18 protein-coding genes are annotated in these 17,232 nt (G+C 71.5%); 7 read left to right on the forward strand and 11 right to left on the reverse strand.

Features of this window, described 5'->3' with window-relative positions; translation table 11 throughout:
• Nucleotides 1-2: 2 nt before the first annotated feature.
• Nucleotides 3-1,379, reverse strand: coding sequence for an XrtP-associated glycosyltransferase (locus BLW76_RS04905; protein ID WP_091304641.1), 1,377 nt, complete (start codon nucleotides 1,377-1,379; stop codon nucleotides 3-5).
• Nucleotides 1,376-1,885 (reverse strand): exosortase P, encoded by a 510-nt coding sequence (xrtP, locus tag BLW76_RS04910; protein ID WP_208613219.1) that lies wholly within the window; start codon nucleotides 1,883-1,885, stop codon nucleotides 1,376-1,378. The genes BLW76_RS04905 and xrtP overlap by 4 nt, the downstream gene beginning before the upstream one ends.
• 361 nt (nucleotides 1,886-2,246) lie before the next feature.
• Here xrtP and BLW76_RS04915 point away from each other — a divergent pair, with 361 nt between their 5' ends.
• From BLW76_RS04915 to BLW76_RS50755, 4 genes are all read left to right on the forward strand, one after another.
• The gene (locus BLW76_RS04915) at nucleotides 2,247-3,014 is read left to right on the forward strand and encodes a choice-of-anchor protein CoaP (protein WP_091304642.1); all 768 of its coding nucleotides are present in this window, start codon (nucleotides 2,247-2,249) and stop codon (nucleotides 3,012-3,014) included.
• Nucleotides 3,015-3,026: 12 nt separating this feature from the next.
• A complete protein-coding gene (locus tag BLW76_RS04920) occupies nucleotides 3,027-3,206 on the forward strand; it encodes an LPXTG cell wall anchor domain-containing protein (RefSeq protein ID WP_091304643.1) in 180 nt (59 codons plus the stop codon).
• 94 nt (nucleotides 3,207-3,300) lie between these two features.
• Nucleotides 3,301-4,440: a non-hydrolyzing UDP-N-acetylglucosamine 2-epimerase gene (gene wecB / locus BLW76_RS04925; RefSeq protein WP_091304767.1), complete on the forward strand. Its 1,140-nt coding sequence runs from the start codon at nucleotides 3,301-3,303 to the stop codon at nucleotides 4,438-4,440.
• A 178-nt stretch (nucleotides 4,441-4,618) separates the two neighbouring features.
• Nucleotides 4,619-4,963 carry a GNAT family N-acetyltransferase gene (locus BLW76_RS50755; RefSeq protein ID WP_091304644.1) on the forward strand — a complete coding sequence of 115 codons (345 nt, stop codon included), beginning with the start codon at nucleotides 4,619-4,621 and terminating at the stop codon, nucleotides 4,961-4,963.
• 31 nt (nucleotides 4,964-4,994) lie between these two features.
• Here BLW76_RS50755 and tsaD read toward each other — a convergent pair whose 3' ends face one another.
• The 3 genes from tsaD to tsaB are packed head-to-tail and all read right to left on the reverse strand — an operon-like array spanning nucleotide 4,995 to nucleotide 7,182.
• On the reverse strand, nucleotides 4,995-6,041 hold the full coding sequence (gene tsaD, locus BLW76_RS04935; RefSeq protein ID WP_091304645.1) for a tRNA (adenosine(37)-N6)-threonylcarbamoyltransferase complex transferase subunit TsaD: 1,047 nt from the start codon (nucleotides 6,039-6,041) through the stop codon (nucleotides 4,995-4,997).
• On the reverse strand, nucleotides 6,041-6,520 hold the full coding sequence (gene rimI, locus BLW76_RS04940; RefSeq protein ID WP_091304646.1) for a ribosomal protein S18-alanine N-acetyltransferase: 480 nt from the start codon (nucleotides 6,518-6,520) through the stop codon (nucleotides 6,041-6,043). Before rimI ends, tsaD begins: the two co-directional genes overlap by 1 nt.
• Nucleotides 6,517-7,182: a tRNA (adenosine(37)-N6)-threonylcarbamoyltransferase complex dimerization subunit type 1 TsaB gene (tsaB, locus tag BLW76_RS04945; RefSeq protein WP_091304768.1), complete on the reverse strand. Its 666-nt coding sequence runs from the start codon at nucleotides 7,180-7,182 to the stop codon at nucleotides 6,517-6,519. Before tsaB ends, rimI begins: the two co-directional genes overlap by 4 nt.
• Nucleotides 7,183-7,281: 99 nt before the next feature.
• On the opposite strand from tsaB, the gene BLW76_RS04950 reads away from it, so the two are divergent.
• The 3 genes from BLW76_RS04950 to BLW76_RS04960 all read left to right on the forward strand — a co-directional run bounded on the left by BLW76_RS04950 (nucleotide 7,282) and on the right by BLW76_RS04960 (nucleotide 11,062).
• Nucleotides 7,282-8,706 (forward strand): acyl-CoA synthetase, encoded by a 1,425-nt coding sequence (locus BLW76_RS04950; protein WP_091304647.1) that lies wholly within the window; start codon nucleotides 7,282-7,284, stop codon nucleotides 8,704-8,706.
• The gene (locus BLW76_RS04955; RefSeq protein ID WP_091304648.1) at nucleotides 8,699-10,027 is read left to right on the forward strand and encodes a carboxyl transferase domain-containing protein; all 1,329 of its coding nucleotides are present in this window, start codon (nucleotides 8,699-8,701) and stop codon (nucleotides 10,025-10,027) included. The genes BLW76_RS04950 and BLW76_RS04955 overlap by 8 nt, the downstream gene beginning before the upstream one ends.
• A 72-nt stretch (nucleotides 10,028-10,099) precedes the next feature.
• Nucleotides 10,100-11,062 (forward strand): serine hydrolase, encoded by a 963-nt coding sequence (locus BLW76_RS04960; protein WP_091304649.1) that lies wholly within the window; start codon nucleotides 10,100-10,102, stop codon nucleotides 11,060-11,062.
• Between the two features lie 58 nt (nucleotides 11,063-11,120).
• On the opposite strand, the gene tsaE is transcribed toward BLW76_RS04960, so the two are convergent.
• From tsaE to BLW76_RS04990, 6 genes are read right to left on the reverse strand one after another with little or no spacing between them, the layout of a single operon-like run.
• Nucleotides 11,121-11,585, reverse strand: coding sequence for a tRNA (adenosine(37)-N6)-threonylcarbamoyltransferase complex ATPase subunit type 1 TsaE (gene tsaE, locus BLW76_RS04965; protein ID WP_167384466.1), 465 nt, complete (start codon nucleotides 11,583-11,585; stop codon nucleotides 11,121-11,123).
• On the reverse strand, nucleotides 11,582-12,679 hold the full coding sequence (locus BLW76_RS04970) for an alpha/beta fold hydrolase (protein WP_167384467.1): 1,098 nt from the start codon (nucleotides 12,677-12,679) through the stop codon (nucleotides 11,582-11,584). The genes tsaE and BLW76_RS04970 overlap by 4 nt, the downstream gene beginning before the upstream one ends.
• On the reverse strand, nucleotides 12,676-13,806 hold the full coding sequence (gene alr / locus BLW76_RS04975) for an alanine racemase (RefSeq protein ID WP_091304651.1): 1,131 nt from the start codon (nucleotides 13,804-13,806) through the stop codon (nucleotides 12,676-12,678). The genes BLW76_RS04970 and alr overlap by 4 nt, the downstream gene beginning before the upstream one ends.
• Nucleotides 13,807-13,835: 29 nt before the next feature.
• On the reverse strand, nucleotides 13,836-14,927 hold the full coding sequence (locus BLW76_RS04980) for an ABC transporter ATP-binding protein (protein ID WP_091304652.1): 1,092 nt from the start codon (nucleotides 14,925-14,927) through the stop codon (nucleotides 13,836-13,838).
• A gap of 3 nt (nucleotides 14,928-14,930) precedes the next feature.
• Complete coding sequence (xylB, locus tag BLW76_RS04985) at nucleotides 14,931-16,361, reverse strand: xylulokinase (protein WP_091304653.1); 1,431 nt, start codon at nucleotides 16,359-16,361, stop codon at nucleotides 14,931-14,933.
• Nucleotides 16,351-17,184, reverse strand: a complete 834-nt coding sequence (locus tag BLW76_RS04990) for a DeoR/GlpR family DNA-binding transcription regulator (protein WP_091304654.1) — start codon at nucleotides 17,182-17,184, stop codon at nucleotides 16,351-16,353. Before BLW76_RS04990 ends, xylB begins: the two co-directional genes overlap by 11 nt.
• Nucleotides 17,185-17,232: the final 48 nt, after the last annotated feature.

Here is a 17,232-nt window from a genome sequence, read left to right on the forward strand (position 1 = left end):
GCTCACGCGTCGAGCGCGACCTTCACCCCGGCCGCCTGCTCGGTGTTGCGGCGCGTCTTCGCCCAGCCGTTGCGCCCGCGGACGAGCCGGAACAGCGCGCGCCACGACGTCACGTAGAACGTGTAGATGTACGCCGCGTACGCGAAGCCCATGCCCAGGCCGCGCAGGATGTTCTTGCTGCGCAGGCACTTCAGCTGGTAGATCGGGCCCCAGACGAGGAACGGCAGCAGCCCGAACGAGCCGTAGATGGCGAACAGGATCCAGGCTCCGTCGGTGAACCACGTCCACATCTGCGCCGGATCGCCCGCGGTGCCGATCACCAGCAGGACGAACGGGATCGGGTACAGCAGCGAGCCGAGCAGCTGCAGCCACGGCTGGGCCAGGTAGTACATCATCTCGGCCGCGCCGAGCGTGCTGACGTGCGGCGAGTCCCAGATCCGGCGCAGGTACCGGGCGCACTGCATGGTGCCCTGGCCCCACCGCGTGCGCTGCACGAGGAACCGGCGCAGGCTGTACAGACCTTCCTGCGACACATGGGAATCCGGGGTGAACCCGGTGCGCCAGCCCGCGGTGAGCAGGTGGACGCCGAGTTCGAAGTCCTCCAGCAGCGAACCGCGCCACGGCTCTTCGTCGTCGCCCGCGATCGAATCCAGCGCGGTGAGCCGGGTGAACTGGCCGTTGCCGCCCATGGAGATCGTGCCGGTGAAGCCGCGGGACGTCTGGATCGCCGCGATCGCCGTGCGGAACTCCAGGTCCTGCAGCTGAGCGAGCTTGAGCCCGAACCAGCGGCCGACCGGGTTGCGGCTCGGCGGCGGGGTGCCGGCGTTGCCCATCCACACGTCGAGCTGCACCGCGCCGATCTCCGGGTCGCCGAAGAGGTGGCCCGCCGCGCAGACCTCGAGGCAGTTCGGGGCCGGGCGGCCGTCGGCGTCGACGACCACCACGACGACGTCGTCGCGGCTCGCGTCCGGGCCCATCCAGTCGTTCAGGGCGCGGTAGGCCGCGTTCAGCGCGTCGCCTTTGCCGGTGCGGGCTTCGGGCCGCACGCGCGGCACCAGGTGCAGGTACGGGTCGTAGCCGCCGTGCCGCCGCCACAGCATCCGGACGACCCGGGCGGTGCGGTCCTCCGAGTCGTCGTCGACGACCCAGACGTGCGCCTTGCGGAACGTCGTGCGCAGGTAGCGGATGGTCTCGCGGATGACCGTCTGCTCGTCGCGGCACGGCACGAAGAAGTGCCACGTGAAGTCCGCCGGGTCACCGACCGGGGCGGGCTTGCGGCGCAGGTAGGGCACCACGATCACCACGACGTAGACGAGGAACGCCACGCTCATGGTGAGCGCGAACGCCTGCGTGATCGCGAGCAGGACCTTGACGCTCATGCCTTCTTCTTCCGCGTGGCGAGCCAGACGAACAGGACGATCGAGACGGCCCCGCCGAATACGCTGACCATCGAGCCGAGCAGCGTGTGACCCCAGTAGTAGCCCTCGTCCGTGCCGAACCCGTGCACGAGCCCGACGATCGTCAGAATGCGCAGCTGGTTCACCAGTACGACGACGGCCGCGGAAATGCCGAGCGAAAAGAAGAGCCGCCGCGCATTCGACGGCCGGAAGTAGAGCATGACCATGGTCACAACGAGCAGCGGGAGCAAAAGGAACGCCGAAGAACATTCCGGCGTCATTCTCAACCCGAACGGAGCAGCACTGGTCAACCCAAAGTAAACGGACTCCCGATCGGGGGCGACATAAACACCCGATGTAGTGAACAGATCGAGGATGACGCCGGCGAGCCGCACTTCCAGTTCGCGGTAGAACCGCTCGGCCAGCACCACCACGACACCCGCCGCGGCCAGCGCACTCAGCGCCAGTACCAGCGGAAACCTTGTCATTCCTGAGTTCGGAGCGCTCGCTACCGCCACGACGTTCCTCTCGGTGCCGATTTCCCGATCAAGCTGCGGACCCCTGGCGAGCGTAGGACATGTGTGCCGCGCGTTTCCACTCGGAGGGGTGGAAACGCCGCCCCAATCGGCTGGTCCTTCAGGGAACTTGTTACGCCATCCGAGTGATATCGAAAACGACCAGCGGAAACGGCGCCGAGCGATACCCGATCCGGTGATTCGGGAAATTTTGTGTGCTATTCGGCGCGGTCTTCGCGATAGTCGATCCGCGTGCCGAGTCGAGGCAAGCCGGTTCGATCCGCGCCGCCGTCACGCACCCCGGATAAATCCAGCGAATTCGGAGGACCACTTGATGAAGAGCTCCCTCGTGCGCCGCGGCGGCCTGCTCGCCGCGGTCGTGGCGAGCGTCGTGCTCGCCGGCGCGGCCCCCGCTTCGGCGGCCCCCGGCGACGGGTCCGCGTACGGCGTCAAGGTCGACGTCAAGCTGCTCGGCCAGGACGCGGTGAAGGCGGGCCCGTTCGCCGCCGCGAACACCGAAGGCCCGACGAGCAGCAGCCTGGCGAAGGTCGACCTCACCGGCATCCTCACCGCCGGCGCGATCAACACCGAGGCCAAGCGCGACGAGAACTCCGGTGCGGTGACGGCGAAGGCGAGCACCGCCGACGTCACGCTGCCGCTGCTCAAGGCGGCGCTCGGCAACGTCGGCATCAAGCTCGTCGAGGCCGTCTGCACCGCGACGCAGAAGGGCGTCGAAGGCAGCACGAAGCTGGTCGGCGCGAACCTCGGCAGCGTCGGCGCGGTCGACGCCGCCCCGGCCGCGAACACGCAGATCAAGGTCGGTCTCGGCGCGCTCAACGTCGCGACGATCATCCTCAACGAGCAGATCAAGAACAAGGACGGCAGCCTCACGGTGAACGCCGTCCACGTGAAGCTGCTCGGCGAAGGGCTCAAGGCGCTCGGCTCGGGTGACGTGATCGTGTCGTCGGCGACGTGCGGCCCGGCCGCGCCGCCGATGCCGCTGGCGTCCGGCGCCGGCCTCTGGATCGGGCTCGGCCTGCTCGGCGCCGTCGCGGTGCCGGTCGGCACCCGCATCTTCCGCCGCCGTTCCGCGCAAGCCTGAGTGAGGTCGGAGATGTACAAGATGCCGGGCGCCGGGGTCGGCGTGGCCGGTGGCGGGGTGGGCACCCTCGCCGCCACCGGCGCCGACATCGGGTGGTGGCTGGCCCTCGGCGTGCTGCTGGTCCTGCTCGGGACCGTCGCGCTGATCGCCGTCCACCGCCGCAACCGCCGTCTTTCCCCGGCGCGGGATTGAGCAGGCGGCCGCCGGCGTGCGCCCCTCGCACGCCGGCGGCCCGCCGGGTGGAAATTGCCGGACAATGGACGATGTGGAGAAGGGGCGGCACGGGGTGGACGTGATGTTGCTGGCCGGGACGCGGCCGGAAGCCGTCAAGCTCGCGCCGCTGGCCCTGGCGCTGGCGGCGCACCCGGTGCTGCGCCCGGTCGTGGTCCACAGCGGCCAGCACCCGGGCATGGTCGAGCAGGCACTGGAGCCGTTCGGGCTGGCCGTGGACGTGTGGCTGAACGTGCCACCGCGGGTCACCGGCGGCCAGGCCGAGCTGGTGGCGGGCCTGCTCCCGGCGCTCGACGACGTCCTGCGCAGGCACACCCCGGCGGCACTGGTGGTCCAGGGCGACACGACGACGACACTCGCCGGCGCGCTGGCGGCGTTCTGGCTCGGCATCCCGGTGGTCCACCTGGAGGCGGGGCTGCGCACCCACGACCTCGCGGCACCGTTCCCGGAGGAGGGCGCCCGTCAGATGGTGTCCCGCATCGCGGCACTGCACCTGACACCGACCCCGAGCGCGGCGGCGGCGTTGCGTTCGGAAGGCGTTGCGCGGCAACAGATAGCGGTGACGGGCAACACGGTGGTCGACGCGGTCCTGACGATCGCGGCCCGCGACCTGCCCGCCCGCGACACGGCACTGGCGTTGCTGGAGATGGAGATCGCGGAGGCGGGCGAGCGGCTGGTGCTGGTGACATCCCACCGCCGCGAGTCGTGGGGCGAACCCCTGGAGCGAACCCTGGCGGCGGTGCAGCTGATCGTGGCCGAGCACCCGGACGTCCAGGTGCTGTTCCCAGCGCACCCGAACCCCCAGGTCCGCACCCAGGTCGAGGCGGCACTGGGCGGCCTGCCCCGAGTGACGGTGACGGACCCGCTGGAGTACCCGGACCTGGTCCGCGCGTTGCGCCTGGCCTCCCTGGTCTTGACGGATTCGGGCGGAATCCAGGAGGAAGCCCCGACGTTCGGCACCCCGGTGGTGGTCCTGCGCGACGTGACAGAGCGCGCAGAGGTGGTGGAGGCGGGCTGCGCCTGGCTGGCGGGAACGGACACGGCCCGCATCGTGGACCTCGCGGCGCGGTTGCTGAGCGGGGAACTGCGGCCGGCCCAGGTAGGGAACCCGTACGGAGAGGGAAACGCGGCAGCCCTGGCGGTGGCGGCGATCGAGGAGCTACTGGCGGTGCGCACGGCGGCGACGGCGTCCTAAATCGGTCGCGGGCACGCACGGGGTCGACGACACTGACGCGGGTGGAGGTCGAACTCGCGGCAGTGGCCGAGGCGGACAAACCGGTGCTGGCGAACCTGCTCCAGCTGTACCAGTACGACTTCTCCGAGATCCGCGAGCTGGACCTGACCCCCCCCACGGCACGTTCACGTACAGCTACCTGGACGCGTACTTCACCGAGCCCGGCCGCGAGGCGTACTTCGTCACGGTCGACGGCAAGCTCGCCGGCTTCACCCTGCTACGCAGCGACGTCGACAGCACCGGTTCGTGGAACATCGCAGAGTTCTTCGTGGTCCGCCGCTACCGCAGGCGGGGCATCGCCCGGCGCGCGGCAAAACTCGTGTTCGCCCGCCACCCGGGCAAGTGGACGTTGTCGTTCGACCACAACAACGCACCGGCGGAGGCGTTGTGGCGAGCGGTCGTCACGGAGGTGGCAACGGGAGGCATCACCGAGACCGAGCGCCCACCCCCCATCCCGGGAACCAGGCTGGGATTCACGGCGTAATGAAGGCTTCGGGGTGGCGGGAAAACCACAGCTACAGCGAGACCACCTGAACCGGCAAAGCTGGATTGGCACTGAACTCCAACGGCGCGGTCGGCCGCTTAGCCGCCACAACATGCGCACCCAAGGCGGCGATCATCGCCCCGTTATCAGTGCACAACCGAGGCCGAGGAACCCGCAACTCGATCCCCGCCGCAGCACAACGCTCGGCCGCCAGCTCCTTGAGCCGCGAATTCGCCGCCACCCCACCGGAGATCACCATGGTGTCGATCCCCTGCTCCTTGGCAGCACGAATCGCCTTGGCGGTCAACACATCCGCAACAGCCTCCTGGAACGACGCCGCAACATCGTCCACCGGGATCTCCTCACCACGCCGAGCAGCTCCCTCAACCCAACGCGCCACCGCAGTCTTCAAACCAGAGAAGGAAAAATCAAAGGCAGCATCCCGCGGCCCGGTCATCCCCCGAGGAAAAGCAATCGCCGACGGATCACCGTTCTTGGCCGCCTTGTCGATCGGCGGCCCGCCCGGGTACGGCAGGCCGAGCACCCGCGCGACCTTGTCATAAGCCTCACCAGCAGCGTCGTCCACAGTGGACCCCAGCTCGGTGATCGACGACGCGATGTCGTCCACCCGCAGCAGCTGCGTGTGCCCACCGGAAACCAGCAACGCCAGGCACGGCGTGGGCAGCGGCCCGTGCTGCAGCGTATCCACCGCAATATGCCCAGCCAGATGATTGACGCCGTACAGCGGCACATCCAAAGCGGTCGCATACGCCTTCGCCGCCGAGACACCGACGAGCAGCGCGCCCGCCAGCCCCGGCCCGGCCGTCACGGCAATCGCGTCCACATCGGACATCGAAAGCCCAGCCGTGGCAAACGCCCGAGACGTGGTCGGGACCATCGCTTCAAGGTGCGCCCGGCTGGCGACCTCGGGCACCACACCACCGAACCGCGCATGCTGCTCCACACTGGAGGCCACCTCGTCGGCCAGCAGCTCAACAGTGCCGTCGTCATGCAGCCGGACCAGGCCGACACCAGTCTCGTCGCACGAGCTCTCGATACCCATGATGATGCGTGCCATCAGCCCGCCACCCCGTCTCGCGTCCGCGCCGGGCGGACCATCGTGTACGCGTCGGCGCCGGAAGGCTGGTAGTAGCGCTTCCGGATGCCGAGCCGTTCGAAGCCGTGGCGCTCGTACAGGGCGAGCGCCGTCGTGTTGTCCGTGCGGACCTCGAGGAAGACCGGCGCCTCGAACTCGTCGGCCCGCGCCAGCAGCGCCTGCAGCAGCGCCTTGCCGATGCCCTGGCCCTGGTACTCCGGCGCGACGCCGATCGTGTGCACGGTCGCCTCGTACTCGCCGCGGCGGCGCCCGACGACGGCCAGCCCGGCGTAGCCGAGCAGCTCGTCGCCCTCGTCCGGGCGCGCGGCCAGGTAGAAGTTGCCCGCGTCCAGCTCGGAATGGAACGCGCGGGCGCTCCACGGGTCGTCGCCGGGGAACAGGATCTGCTCGATCTCCACGCACCGGGCGATGTCCATGCGGCGCAGGGGGCCGAGTCTCACGGGACGGTCACCCGTTTCGGCGCGGCGGGCTCGGCGGCGTCCGGACGACGCAGGTACAACGGCGTCAGCGGCGCCGGCGGTTCCTTCCCCAAAAGAGCACTCCGCGCGACCTTCACCAGGCCGGCGGGCGACGGGAAGCGCGGCTCGATGGGCCGGACGCCGAGCGCGTCGGCGTACAGCAGCGCGCCGTCGCCTGCCGCCACCTTGACGTCGGTCTCGAGGTCGGCCGGGCGCTGGACGTGCGGGCCGTCGGTGCGCCGGCCCGCGGCGTCGTAGGCGGCCCAGTAGACCTCGCGGCGACGGGCGTCGGTCAGCACGAGGAAGGCGTGGTCGCCCGGGGCGACGTCGGCGGCCAGCGCGTCGAGGCTGCAGACCGGGTACACCGGGATGCCGAGGGCGTGGCCGAGCGCCGCGGCGGTGGCCATCCCGGCGCGCAGGCCGGTGAACGGCCCGGGGCCGACACCGGCGACGATCGCGTCGAGGTCCTTGAGGGTGACGCCCGCGGCTTCGGCGGCGGCCAGCGCGTGCGGCGTGATCAGCTCCCCGTGGGCGCGGGGGTCGACCGTGACGCGCTCACCGCGGGTCTCGACCAGGCCGCCGTCCAGCGCGACGACGCCCGCTGTCACCGCCGGGGTCGAGGTATCGATCGCCAGTACCAACACGGTGTCCCAGCCTACGACCAGCGCCTTCGGCCGCTTGCTGCAGGGGACGGATCCGCGCGGTAACGTGCTGATCGAGTCCGACACTGGGAGGTCCCCGCGGTGCCCGACCCCTTGTTCCCCACGCTCGTCGCCGGCGCCGCCAAAGAAGCCCTGCGCTTCGGCGACCACGTCCTGACCTACGACGACCTCGCCGCGGTGGCCGGCGGGCTCGCCCGCGAGCTGCCGTCCGGCCGGGTCGCGGTGTGGGCGACGCCGACCGTGCACACGAGCGTCGCGGTCGTCGCCGCGCTGCTCGCCGGCGTGCCGGCGGTGCCGCTCAACCCGAAGATCGGCGAACGCGAGCTCGCCCACATCCTCGCCGACAGCGAACCCGCGCTCGTCCTGGCCGAACCCGGCGCCGAGCTGCCGTCCGGCCTGGCCGCGCTCCCCCGCCGGGACATCCCGCTGACCGGCGGGAAAGCGCCGCTCCCTGACGAACCGGACGCCGAATCCCCCGCGCTGATCGTCTACACCTCGGGCACCACCGGGCCGCCGAAGGGCGTCGTGCTCCCCCGCCGCGCGCTCGCGACCACACTGGACGCCCTGGAGGACGCCTGGGGCTGGACGGACGCGGACACCCTGGTGCACGCGCTCCCCCTGTTCCACGTGCACGGGCTGATCCTCGGCATCCTCGGCCCGCTGCGCCGCGGCGGTTCGGTGCGGCACCTCGGCCGGTTCTCGACCGAGGGCGTCGCGCGGGAACTCGCGCACGGCGCCACGATGCTGTTCGGCGTCCCGACGATGTACCACCGGATCGCCGGCGAGGTCGGCTCCGACCCGGCGCTGGCCGAGGCGCTGGGCAAGGCGCGGCTGCTGGTCTCCGGGTCCGCGGCGCTGCCGGTGCACGACCACCAGCGGATCACCGCGGCGACCGGCCGGCAGGTCGTCGAGCGCTACGGCATGACCGAGACGCTGATGAACACGAGCGTCCGCGCGGACGGCGAACGCAAACCCGGCACGGTCGGCGTCCCGCTGCGGGGCGTCGAACTGCGGCTGGTCGGTGACGCCGGCGAGGTGATCGAGGACGTCGAGACGGTCGGCGAGATCCAGGTGCGCGGCCCGAACCTGTTCACCGAGTACCTCAACCGCCCGGACGCGACCGCGGCCGCGTTCGACGGCGGCTGGTTCCGCACCGGCGACATGGCCACGCGAGACGCCGACGGGTACGTCAAGATCGTCGGGCGCAAGGCGACCGACCTGATCAAGAGCGGCGGGTACAAGATCGGCGCGGGTGAGATCGAGAACGCGCTGCTCGAACACCCCGGCGTCGCCGAGGCGGCCGTCACCGGCGAACCGGACGACGACCTCGGCGAGCGGATCGTCGCGTGGATCGTGCCGGACGGGGAACCGCCGAGTGCCGACGAACTCGCCGACCACGTCGCGAAACTGCTCGCACCGCACAAGCGCCCGCGGGTCGTCCGGTACCTGGACGCGTTGCCCCGCAACGACATGGGCAAGGTCATGAAGCGGGCGCTCGGTGCCTAGGCTGCCGGCGCGCGAGGTCGTCGGCGCGATCGCGAACGGGTTCACCGAGTTCCCGACGCCGCTGCGCGAGGAGCCCGCCGACGGCCCGATCGGCTGGCCGGGCTACCGGGAAGCGCGTTCCGCGGCGGAAGCGCGCACCGGCGAGAAGGAGTCGGTCGTCTGCGGGACGGCGAAGATCGGCGACTTCGAAGCCGTGCTGATCGCCTTCGAATTCGGGTTCCTCGGCGGGTCGCTCGGGCAGCGCACCGGCGACCGGATCGAGGCGGCGTTCGCGCACGCCCGCGACGTGCGGCTGCCGGTGGTGTCGCTGATCGCGACCGGCGGCAGCCGCATGCAGCAGGGCATGCGCGCGTTGATGCAGCTGCAGCGGGTGGCGCGGGCGTCGGCGTTGACGCGGTCGGTCGGCATCCCGCAGATCTCGGTGCTGCGCGACCCGACGACCGGCGGCGGCTGGGCGACGCTCGGCGCGGGCGCCGATGTCATCCTCGCGCTGCCGGACGCGCAGGTCGGGTTCGCGGGCTCGCGGGTGCGGCCGCCCGGCTCGCCGGAGGCCTACACGGCGGAGGCGAAGCTCGAGTGGGGCCAGGTCGACGCCGTCGTCGCCCCGGACGACCTCGGCGCGGCCCTGGAGCGGTGGCTGCGGCTGCTGACCGCGCGCTCGACGGCCGCCGCGCCGCCACCTGCCGCGCTGCGGGCGGCTTCGCTGCCTTCGACGGGCTGGGAAGCGGTCCAGGCGGCGCGTGCCGCGGAGCGGGCCCGGGCGGCGGAGTACCTCGACGCGTACTTCGACTGGCGCCAGGACATCAGCGGCGACCGCGTCGGCGGCGCGGACCCGGGTGTCGCGTGCGGCTTCGGCTGGCGCGACGGCCGGACGATCGCTTACGCGGCCCAGTGCGGCACGCCGACGTTGCCGTCGGGCTTCCGCACGGCGGCGCGCCTGGTGCGGCTGGCGTCCCGGCTGGGGATTCCGGTCCTGACGCTGGTCGACACCCCGGGCGCGGCGAACGACGCGGCGGCGGAGCAGGCGGGCGCGGGCGGCGCGATCGCGGAGCTGTTCGAGGCGGTGGCCACGGCTTCGGTTCCGGTGACGACGCTGGTGATCGGCGAAGGCGGCTCGGGCGGCGCGCTGGCGTTCGCCGCGGCGGGGTCGACGTGGGTCGCACCGGACGCGTATTTCTCGGTGACGTCACCGGAAGCCGCGGCGGCGATCCTCAAGCGGCCGGCTTCGGAGGTGCCGGACATCGCCAACCAGCTGCACCTGCGGCCGCAGGACCTGGTGGACCTGGGCGTCGCGCGGGCGGTCGTGAGTCCGGCCGGATGATCGACGTCGTTGCTCCATCCGTGGTTGGATCTCGCGATGGGGTATCGACTCAACAGGCGAGCGGCGTTCGGCTTGGGAACCGCCGTCGCCGCCGGAAGCATTCTGGCCGGCTCTCCCGCGTCCGCGCAGGAAGCAGACATCGAGGCCAGCCCGGCCACACCGGACCGGGCCAGGCAGAAGGTGAAGCGCGTCTACGACACCGCGGCCGCCGAGGCAGGCGGAACCTGGAACTCCTACATCAGCGTGGCCGACGGGGTGGCCGTCGACGTGGCGTCCGACGAGGTCGTCGAGGCGTACAGCGTCAACAAGGTGGCCGTCGCGGTCACCTTGATGGACAAGATCGACCGGGGCCTGCTCACCCTGGACCAGCAGGTGCAGGTGCCGGCGAGCATCGTCGTGCCGGGTGGTGACGGCATCATCATCCTGGACAAGGCGTACCCGAGCGCGTTCACGCTGGGCCACGTCCTGTCGCTGTTCCTCACGGTTTCGGACGACACGTGCGTCCGCCTGGTGGGGCTCGTGGTGCCGGCGGCCGAGATCAACCAGATCCTGGTGGCCAAGGGCTTCCCGAAGACCCAGGTCACGCCGGTGGCCAACCCGAACCGCTACTTCCTCGGCCAGACCACTCCGCGCGAGACCCACGACCTGCTGAAGGCGCTGGTCGCAGGTACCTTGCTGAGCCCGGCGTCGACGGAGTACCTGCTGTCCATCCTGCGCTCGCAGGTGGCGTTCACCGACGGCATCCGGCGGGAGATGTCGTCCGTCGACCGGGCGAGGATCGCCACGAAGGCGGGCTGGCTGAACGACGGCCGCAACGAGGCGGGCATCATGTTCGACGCCGCGGGCAAGCCGGTGCTGATCTACTCGATGTTCGCGCACGGCCAGGCGAACCCGGAGGACTTCGGAGCCACGCACCCGGTCCGGCAGGCCACCGCGAAGATGGGCCCGAAGTTCCTGCGCGCGGTCGACAAGATCGCGGGCGCCGGCGCCCGGACCTTCCGGGCCCCGGCCTACCAGCAGTACAACGGCGGCTGATGCTGGTCCGACCGCAGTGAATGACTCATTCCTGGCGTCGGATGCCAGGAATGAGTCTTCAGTGCGCCGGGGTGAGCTCCGGGACGCGGTCGGTCCAGGTGCCGTGCGGTTCCAGCGTCACCTCGCGGACGTCGTCCTCGCGGCGGTCCAGCCGGACCACGAGGTAGTCCTCCGACAGCCGCTCCGCCGAGCCCTCGCCCCACTCGACCACGATCGCCGAGCGCTCCAGGTCCGTGTCCAGGTCCAGGTCGTCCAGCTGGGACAGGTCGCCGCCCAGGCGGTACGCGTCCACGTGCACCAGCGGGACGCCCGCGGCGCCCGCCGGGTGGACGCGGGCCAGGACGAACGTCGGGCTGCTGACCCGGCCGCCGACGCCGAGGCCGTCCGCGATGCCGCGGGTCAGCGTCGTCTTGCCCGCGCCGAGCGGGCCGGCCAGGAGGACCAGGTCGCCCGCGCGCAGGACGCGGCCGAGCGCGCGCCCGAAGTCCATGGTCTCTTCGGGGGTCGGGAACACGAAACTCAACGCTGCCACCACCAGGTTCGCCGGGACGAGGTCACGCCGTCCGCACCGGAACAGCGTTGCAGGAGATCGATTAGATGGCTGTTCACCAGCTCGGGCTGCTCGAGCTGGACCATGTGGCCGGCGCCGCGGACGCGGACCAGCTCCGCGTCGGGCAGCTCGGCCGCGATCCGCTCGGCGTGCGCGAACGGCGTGAACCGGTCCGAGTCGCCGCCGATGACCAGCACTTCCGCGTGCTTCAGGCCGGCCAGCGCCGCGTAGCGGTTGTGGCTGCCGAGGGTGTCGACGAAGTTGACGAGCCCGCGCACCGGCGTCACTTCCAGCATCTCGAGCATGAAGTCGACGAGCCGCGGCGCGACGTCGCGGCTGCCGAACGCCAGCCGGCGCACCGCCTGCCGCGTCAGCTGCCCGCCCGCCGCGCGGACGAACTCGACCAGCCCGGGCTGCCACCCGGCGAGCCCGCCGGCCGCGCGCGTCAGCGGGTTGTACTTCGAGAGCAGCGAACGCGGCAACCCGCGTGCGCCCACTTCGCCCGCCGCGGTCGCGATGAAGGCGACCCCGCACACGCGGTCTTCGAACAGCTCGGGGAACTCGGCGGCCAGCTCCATGATGACCATGCCGCCCATCGAGTGCCCCATCAGCACGATCGGCCCGTCCGGCACCACCGACCGCAGCACGCAGTCCAGGTCCCGCGCCAGCTGTTCGATGGTCGACGTCTCGGCGGACGCCGCGCCGGACAGGCCGTGGCTGCGGTGGTCGTAGTACACCTGACGCACGCGCGGCAGGCTCAGCTTCGCCAGGTCACGCCGCTGGAAGTGCCAGCAGCGCCGCGAAAGCGCGAAGCCGTGCACTCCCACGACGGTCAGTTCCGGTTCGCCGCCGTCTTCCGGGTCGATCTCCTCGACCGAAAGCGGCGTGCCGTCCTCGGCCGCGACCGTCGAAGTGCGGTCGGGCTTCAGCTCCCCCAGTGGCTCGTCCACGTACGGATCCTCACTGTGCCGCCGCTGCTGCGCGGCGACGGCGATGGCGGCGGCGGTGCCGGTGGCCAGTGCCCCGACCCCGCCGGCGATGGCCAGCAGTCGTCGTGAAGGTGTCACGCGCTCATCCCCAGATACCGGCGGCGGACCCGCGGCCGGTACATCGAGGTGACGACCTCGTAGTCGATGGTGCCGAGCTTGTCGGCCCATTCGCGGGCGGTCGGCTCACCGTGCGTCCCCGCGCCGAACAGGACGACCTCGGCGCCGACGGCGGGCACGTAGTCACCGCAGTCGACCACGAGCTGGTCCATGCAGACCCGCCCGGCGACCGGCCGCCGCTCTCCGCCGAGCCAGACGTCCATCCGGCCGGAAAGAGACCGCGGGACACCGTCGGCGTACCCGGCCGGGACGAGCGCGAGGTTCGTGTCGCGCTGCGCGGTCCAGGTGTGCCCGTAGGAGACCGATTCGCCGGCTTCGATGTGCTTGACCAGGACTACCGCGGACCGGAACGTCATGGCCGGACGCAGGTCTTCCGCCTGCGGCACGGGATTCAGCCCGTACATGGCGATGCCGGGCCGGACGACGTCGAAGTGCAGGTCGGGCCGGGTGAGCAGGGCCGCGGAGTTCGCCAGGTGCCGCTTCGGGTCGAGCCCGGCGGCGCGGGCGGCGTCGTAGGCCTCGGCGAAGCGCTTGGCCTGCAGGTCGGTGGCCGGGTGGTCCGGCTCGTCGGCGCACGCGAGGTGGGACCAGATCGCGACGACCTCGACCCGCGGTTCGGCGGCCGCCGCTTCGACCAGCTCGGCCCACGCGGCGGGCGGGCAGCCGTTGCGTGAGAGCCCGGTGTCGATTTTGAGGTGCACACGAGCTCGGGTACCCGGTTTCGCGGCGGCGGCGATGCGGCGAAGCTCACCCAGCGAGCTGGCGGCGATGTCGATGTCGGCTTCGATGCCTGCCGCGAAGTCGACGTCCGGGGTGTCCAGCCAGCTGAACAGCTTCGTGGTGATCCCGGCCTCACGAAGGGCGAGGGCTTCGCCGAGCGAGCAGGTGCCCAGCCAGGTGGCCCCGGCCTCGACCGCGGCGCGCGCCACCGGCAGCGCGCCGTGGCCGTAGGCATCGGCCTTCACCACGGCCATCACCTCGGCGCCGGGCGCGCGGGCGCCCAGCAGGGTGAGGTTGTGGCGGATCGCGTCGAGGTCGATGTCGACCTGCGCCCTGGGGCTGCGTTCATGGGAAAAACTGGAGGTCATGGCGTCCTCCAGTTTCCCATGACCCGAGGTCAGGGCAGGCGCGCCCCGGACGTGGCGGAGAACACGTGCAGCTCGTCCGGCCGGATGCGCAGGTGGATCGTGTCGCCCATGGCGGGCGGCGTGCGCGGGTCGACGCGGGCGACGATGTTGGACTTCGTGCCCTCGGCGTCCGTCTCGGCCAGCTTGCCGTAGACGTACGCGTCCGAGCCGAGCTCCTCGACCAGGTCGACCTTGATCGGCACCGAGCTGTCGCCCTCGGTCGTCACCTCGAGGGACTCCGGCCGGAAGCCGAGGGTCACCGTGTCGCCGTCGGCGGCCGCGATGACCTCGCGGGTCAGGGCCACGCTGCCGCCGCCCAGCTCGGCGCCGTCCGCCGTCAGCTTCGCCGTCACCAGGTTCATCGCCGGCGAGCCGATGAAGCCCGCGACGAAAGCGTTTGCGGGCTTGTCGTACAGCGCGCGCGGGGTGTCGCACTGCTGCAGCAGGCCGTCCGAGAGCACCGCGACGCGGTCACCCATCGTCATGGCCTCGACCTGGTCGTGCGTGACGTACACCGTCGTGACGCCCAGGCGGCGCTGGAGCGCGGCGATCTGCGTACGCGTCGACACACGCAGCTTGGCGTCGAGGTTCGACAGCGGCTCGTCCATGAGGAAGACCTGCGGCTCGCGGACGATCGCACGGCCCATCGCAACGCGCTGGCGCTGACCACCGGAGAGCGCCTTCGGCTTGCGGTCGAGGTACTGCTCGATGTCGAGCAGCTTCGCCGCCTCCAGGACCTTCTGCTTGATCTCGGACGCGGGGCGGCCGGCGATCTTCAGCGCGAAGCCCATGTTCTGCGCGACCGTCATGTGCGGGTACAGCGCGTAGTTCTGGAACACCATCGCGATGTCGCGCGAGCGCGGCGGCAGCTGGGTGACGTCGCGCTCGCCGATCCAGACGGCGCCGTCGTCGATGTCCTCGAGGCCGGCGAGCATGCGCAGGCTGGTCGACTTGCCGCAGCCGGACGGGCCGACCAGCACGAGGAACTCGCCGTCGGCGATCTCCAGGTCCAGCGCGTCGACCGCGGGCCGCTCGGCGCCCGGGTAGCGGCGGGTCGCCTTGTCGTAGGTGATGGAAGCCATCGGTCAGTCCTCTCGGTTCTCTCGCCGGACCCCGTAAGCCGCTTCGCGGGCTTCGAGGTGGCGCTGCTGGATCCGGTGGCCCGCGGCGCGCTGCGCCTCGGTCGGCTCGTCCAGCTCGAGCCGAAGCTTCTGGTTCTCCTGCCAGGACGGGGGTTCCGCACTGGAAGCGAGGGCCCACGCCGCCTGCCGCGCCGCGCCCAGCGCGACGTACTCGGCGACTTCGGGCAGCTGCACGGGCACGCCGAACACCAGCGGCGCGACCGCGCGGACGGCCCGCGACTGCGCGCCCCCGCCGATCAGCAGCACGCGCTGGACGTCGAGGCCGTGCGCGCGCACCGCGTCGAGGCCGGCGGCCAAGCCGCAGAGCATGCCTTCGACGGCGCTGCGCGCGAGGTTCTCCGGGGTCATGTTGTCCCTGGTCAGCCCGGTCAGCGAGCCGGTGGCGCCGGGCAGGTTCGGGGTGCGCTCGCCGTCGAGGTACGGCAGGAACGTCAGCCCGCCGGCACCGGGCTCGGCGGCCAGGGCGAGCCGGTCGAACTCGCTGAGCGTCGCGCCGAGCATCGCGGCCGTCGCGGTGAGGACGCGGGCGGCGTTGAGGGTGCAGGCGAGCGGGAGGAAGCGGCCGGTGGCGTCGGCGAACCCGGCGACCTCGCCGCTGACGTCGGCCGCGCCGGTCTCGGCGACGCCGAACACCGTGCCGCTGGTGCCGAGCGAGACGACGGCGTCACCGGGCTTGAGCTCCAGCCCGAGCGCCGCGGCCATGTTGTCGCCGGTGCCGGCCGAGACGAGCACGCCGTCCGGCGTGTGGCCCGCGGCGTCGGCCGGGCCGAGCACAGTGGGCAGCTCCGGCGTGCGGCCGCCGAAGGCGTGGCTCAGGACGTCGAGGCGGTAGGCGTTGTCGGACGGCGAGAAGTAGCCCGTGCCCGAGGCGTCACCGCGGTCGGTGACCGGGTCGCCGCCGGTGAGCTTCCAGGTCAGCCAGTCGTGCGGGAGCAGCACGCGCGTGACGCGGTCGGCGAGTTCGGGCTCGTTTTCGGCCAGCCAGCGCAGCTTCGTGACGGTGAAGCTCGCGACCGGCACCGAGCCGACGGACTTCGCCCAGGCCGACGGCCCGCCGAGCTCTTCGATCAGGTCGAGCGCCGCCTGCGCGGAACGGGTGTCGTTCCACAACAGCGCGGGCCGGACGACGTCGTTGTTCTCGTCGAGGGTGACCATGCCGTGCTGCTGGCCGCCGACGCCGATGGCCTGGACGCCGTCGAGCACGCCATTGGTCGCCTCCTGGAAGGCGTCCCACCAGGCGTCGGGGTGCACCTCGGTGCCGTCGGGGTGCGGCGCGCGGCCGGTGCGGACGATCTCGCCGGTGGCGGCGTCGCACACGACGACCTTGGTCGACTGGGTGGACGAGTCGATGCCGGCGACCAGTTCAGCTGTCATAGGGCTGCCCCTCTGCGACGTGTTCGACGATCTCGATCGCGGTGCCCGCGTTGAGCGCGGCCTCGATCTCCTCGGTGGGCGTGGCTTGGCCGGTGATCAGCAGGTCGTAGTCGCCGACGTCGCCGTGCGCGTAGGTGGCGGTGCGGCCGAACTTCGAGTGGTCGACGACGAGGACGCTGTGGTTCGCGACCTTCAGCGCGGCCTTCTTGAGCTCGGCGTAGTCGCGGTCGGGGTGGAAGAGCCGCCCGACGGCGACGGCGGTGACCGAGACGAACGAGACGTCGGCGCGGATCGAGTCGAGCAGGTTGAGCACCTCGGGGCCGGCGCAGGAGTCGTACTCGTGGCTGTAGCGGCCGCCGGCGAGGACGACGTCGACCTTCGGGCCGAGCAGGCGGGCGGCGTGCAGCGAGTTGGTGATGACGGTCAGCGCGTCGATCTCGGCGAGCCGCTTGACCAGTGGGAGCAGGGTGGTGGAGTCGTCGACGAAGACGGTCTGGCCGGGCTGGACGTGCTTCGCGGCGGCCGCGCCGAGCGCGTCCTTCTCGCCGTGGTGGAGCGTGTCGCGGAAGCGGGCGGCGCTCTCGATGGTGAGCGCCGGGTACGCCTCGACCTTGCCGCGGAGCTTGCGGAGAAGACGGCGTTCGGCCAGGTCGTCGAGGTCGCGGTGCATGGTCATCAGGCTGACCTTGAACCTCGACGTCAGGTCGTCGATGCGAGCTTCGCCCTGCTCGATGACGTGGTCGAGGATGTCCTGCCGCCGCTGTTCGACGACGGCATCGGACGGCCGGGTCTTCCGGTCTCCGGGTACTGTGCCGCCGCTCACACGGCATTCTTACCAGATTTGCCGCGCGAAGTTAACAGAGAACTCGAT

The organism is Amycolatopsis tolypomycina (assembly GCF_900105945.1).
Lineage (GTDB): Bacteria > Actinomycetota > Actinomycetes > Mycobacteriales > Pseudonocardiaceae > Amycolatopsis > Amycolatopsis tolypomycina.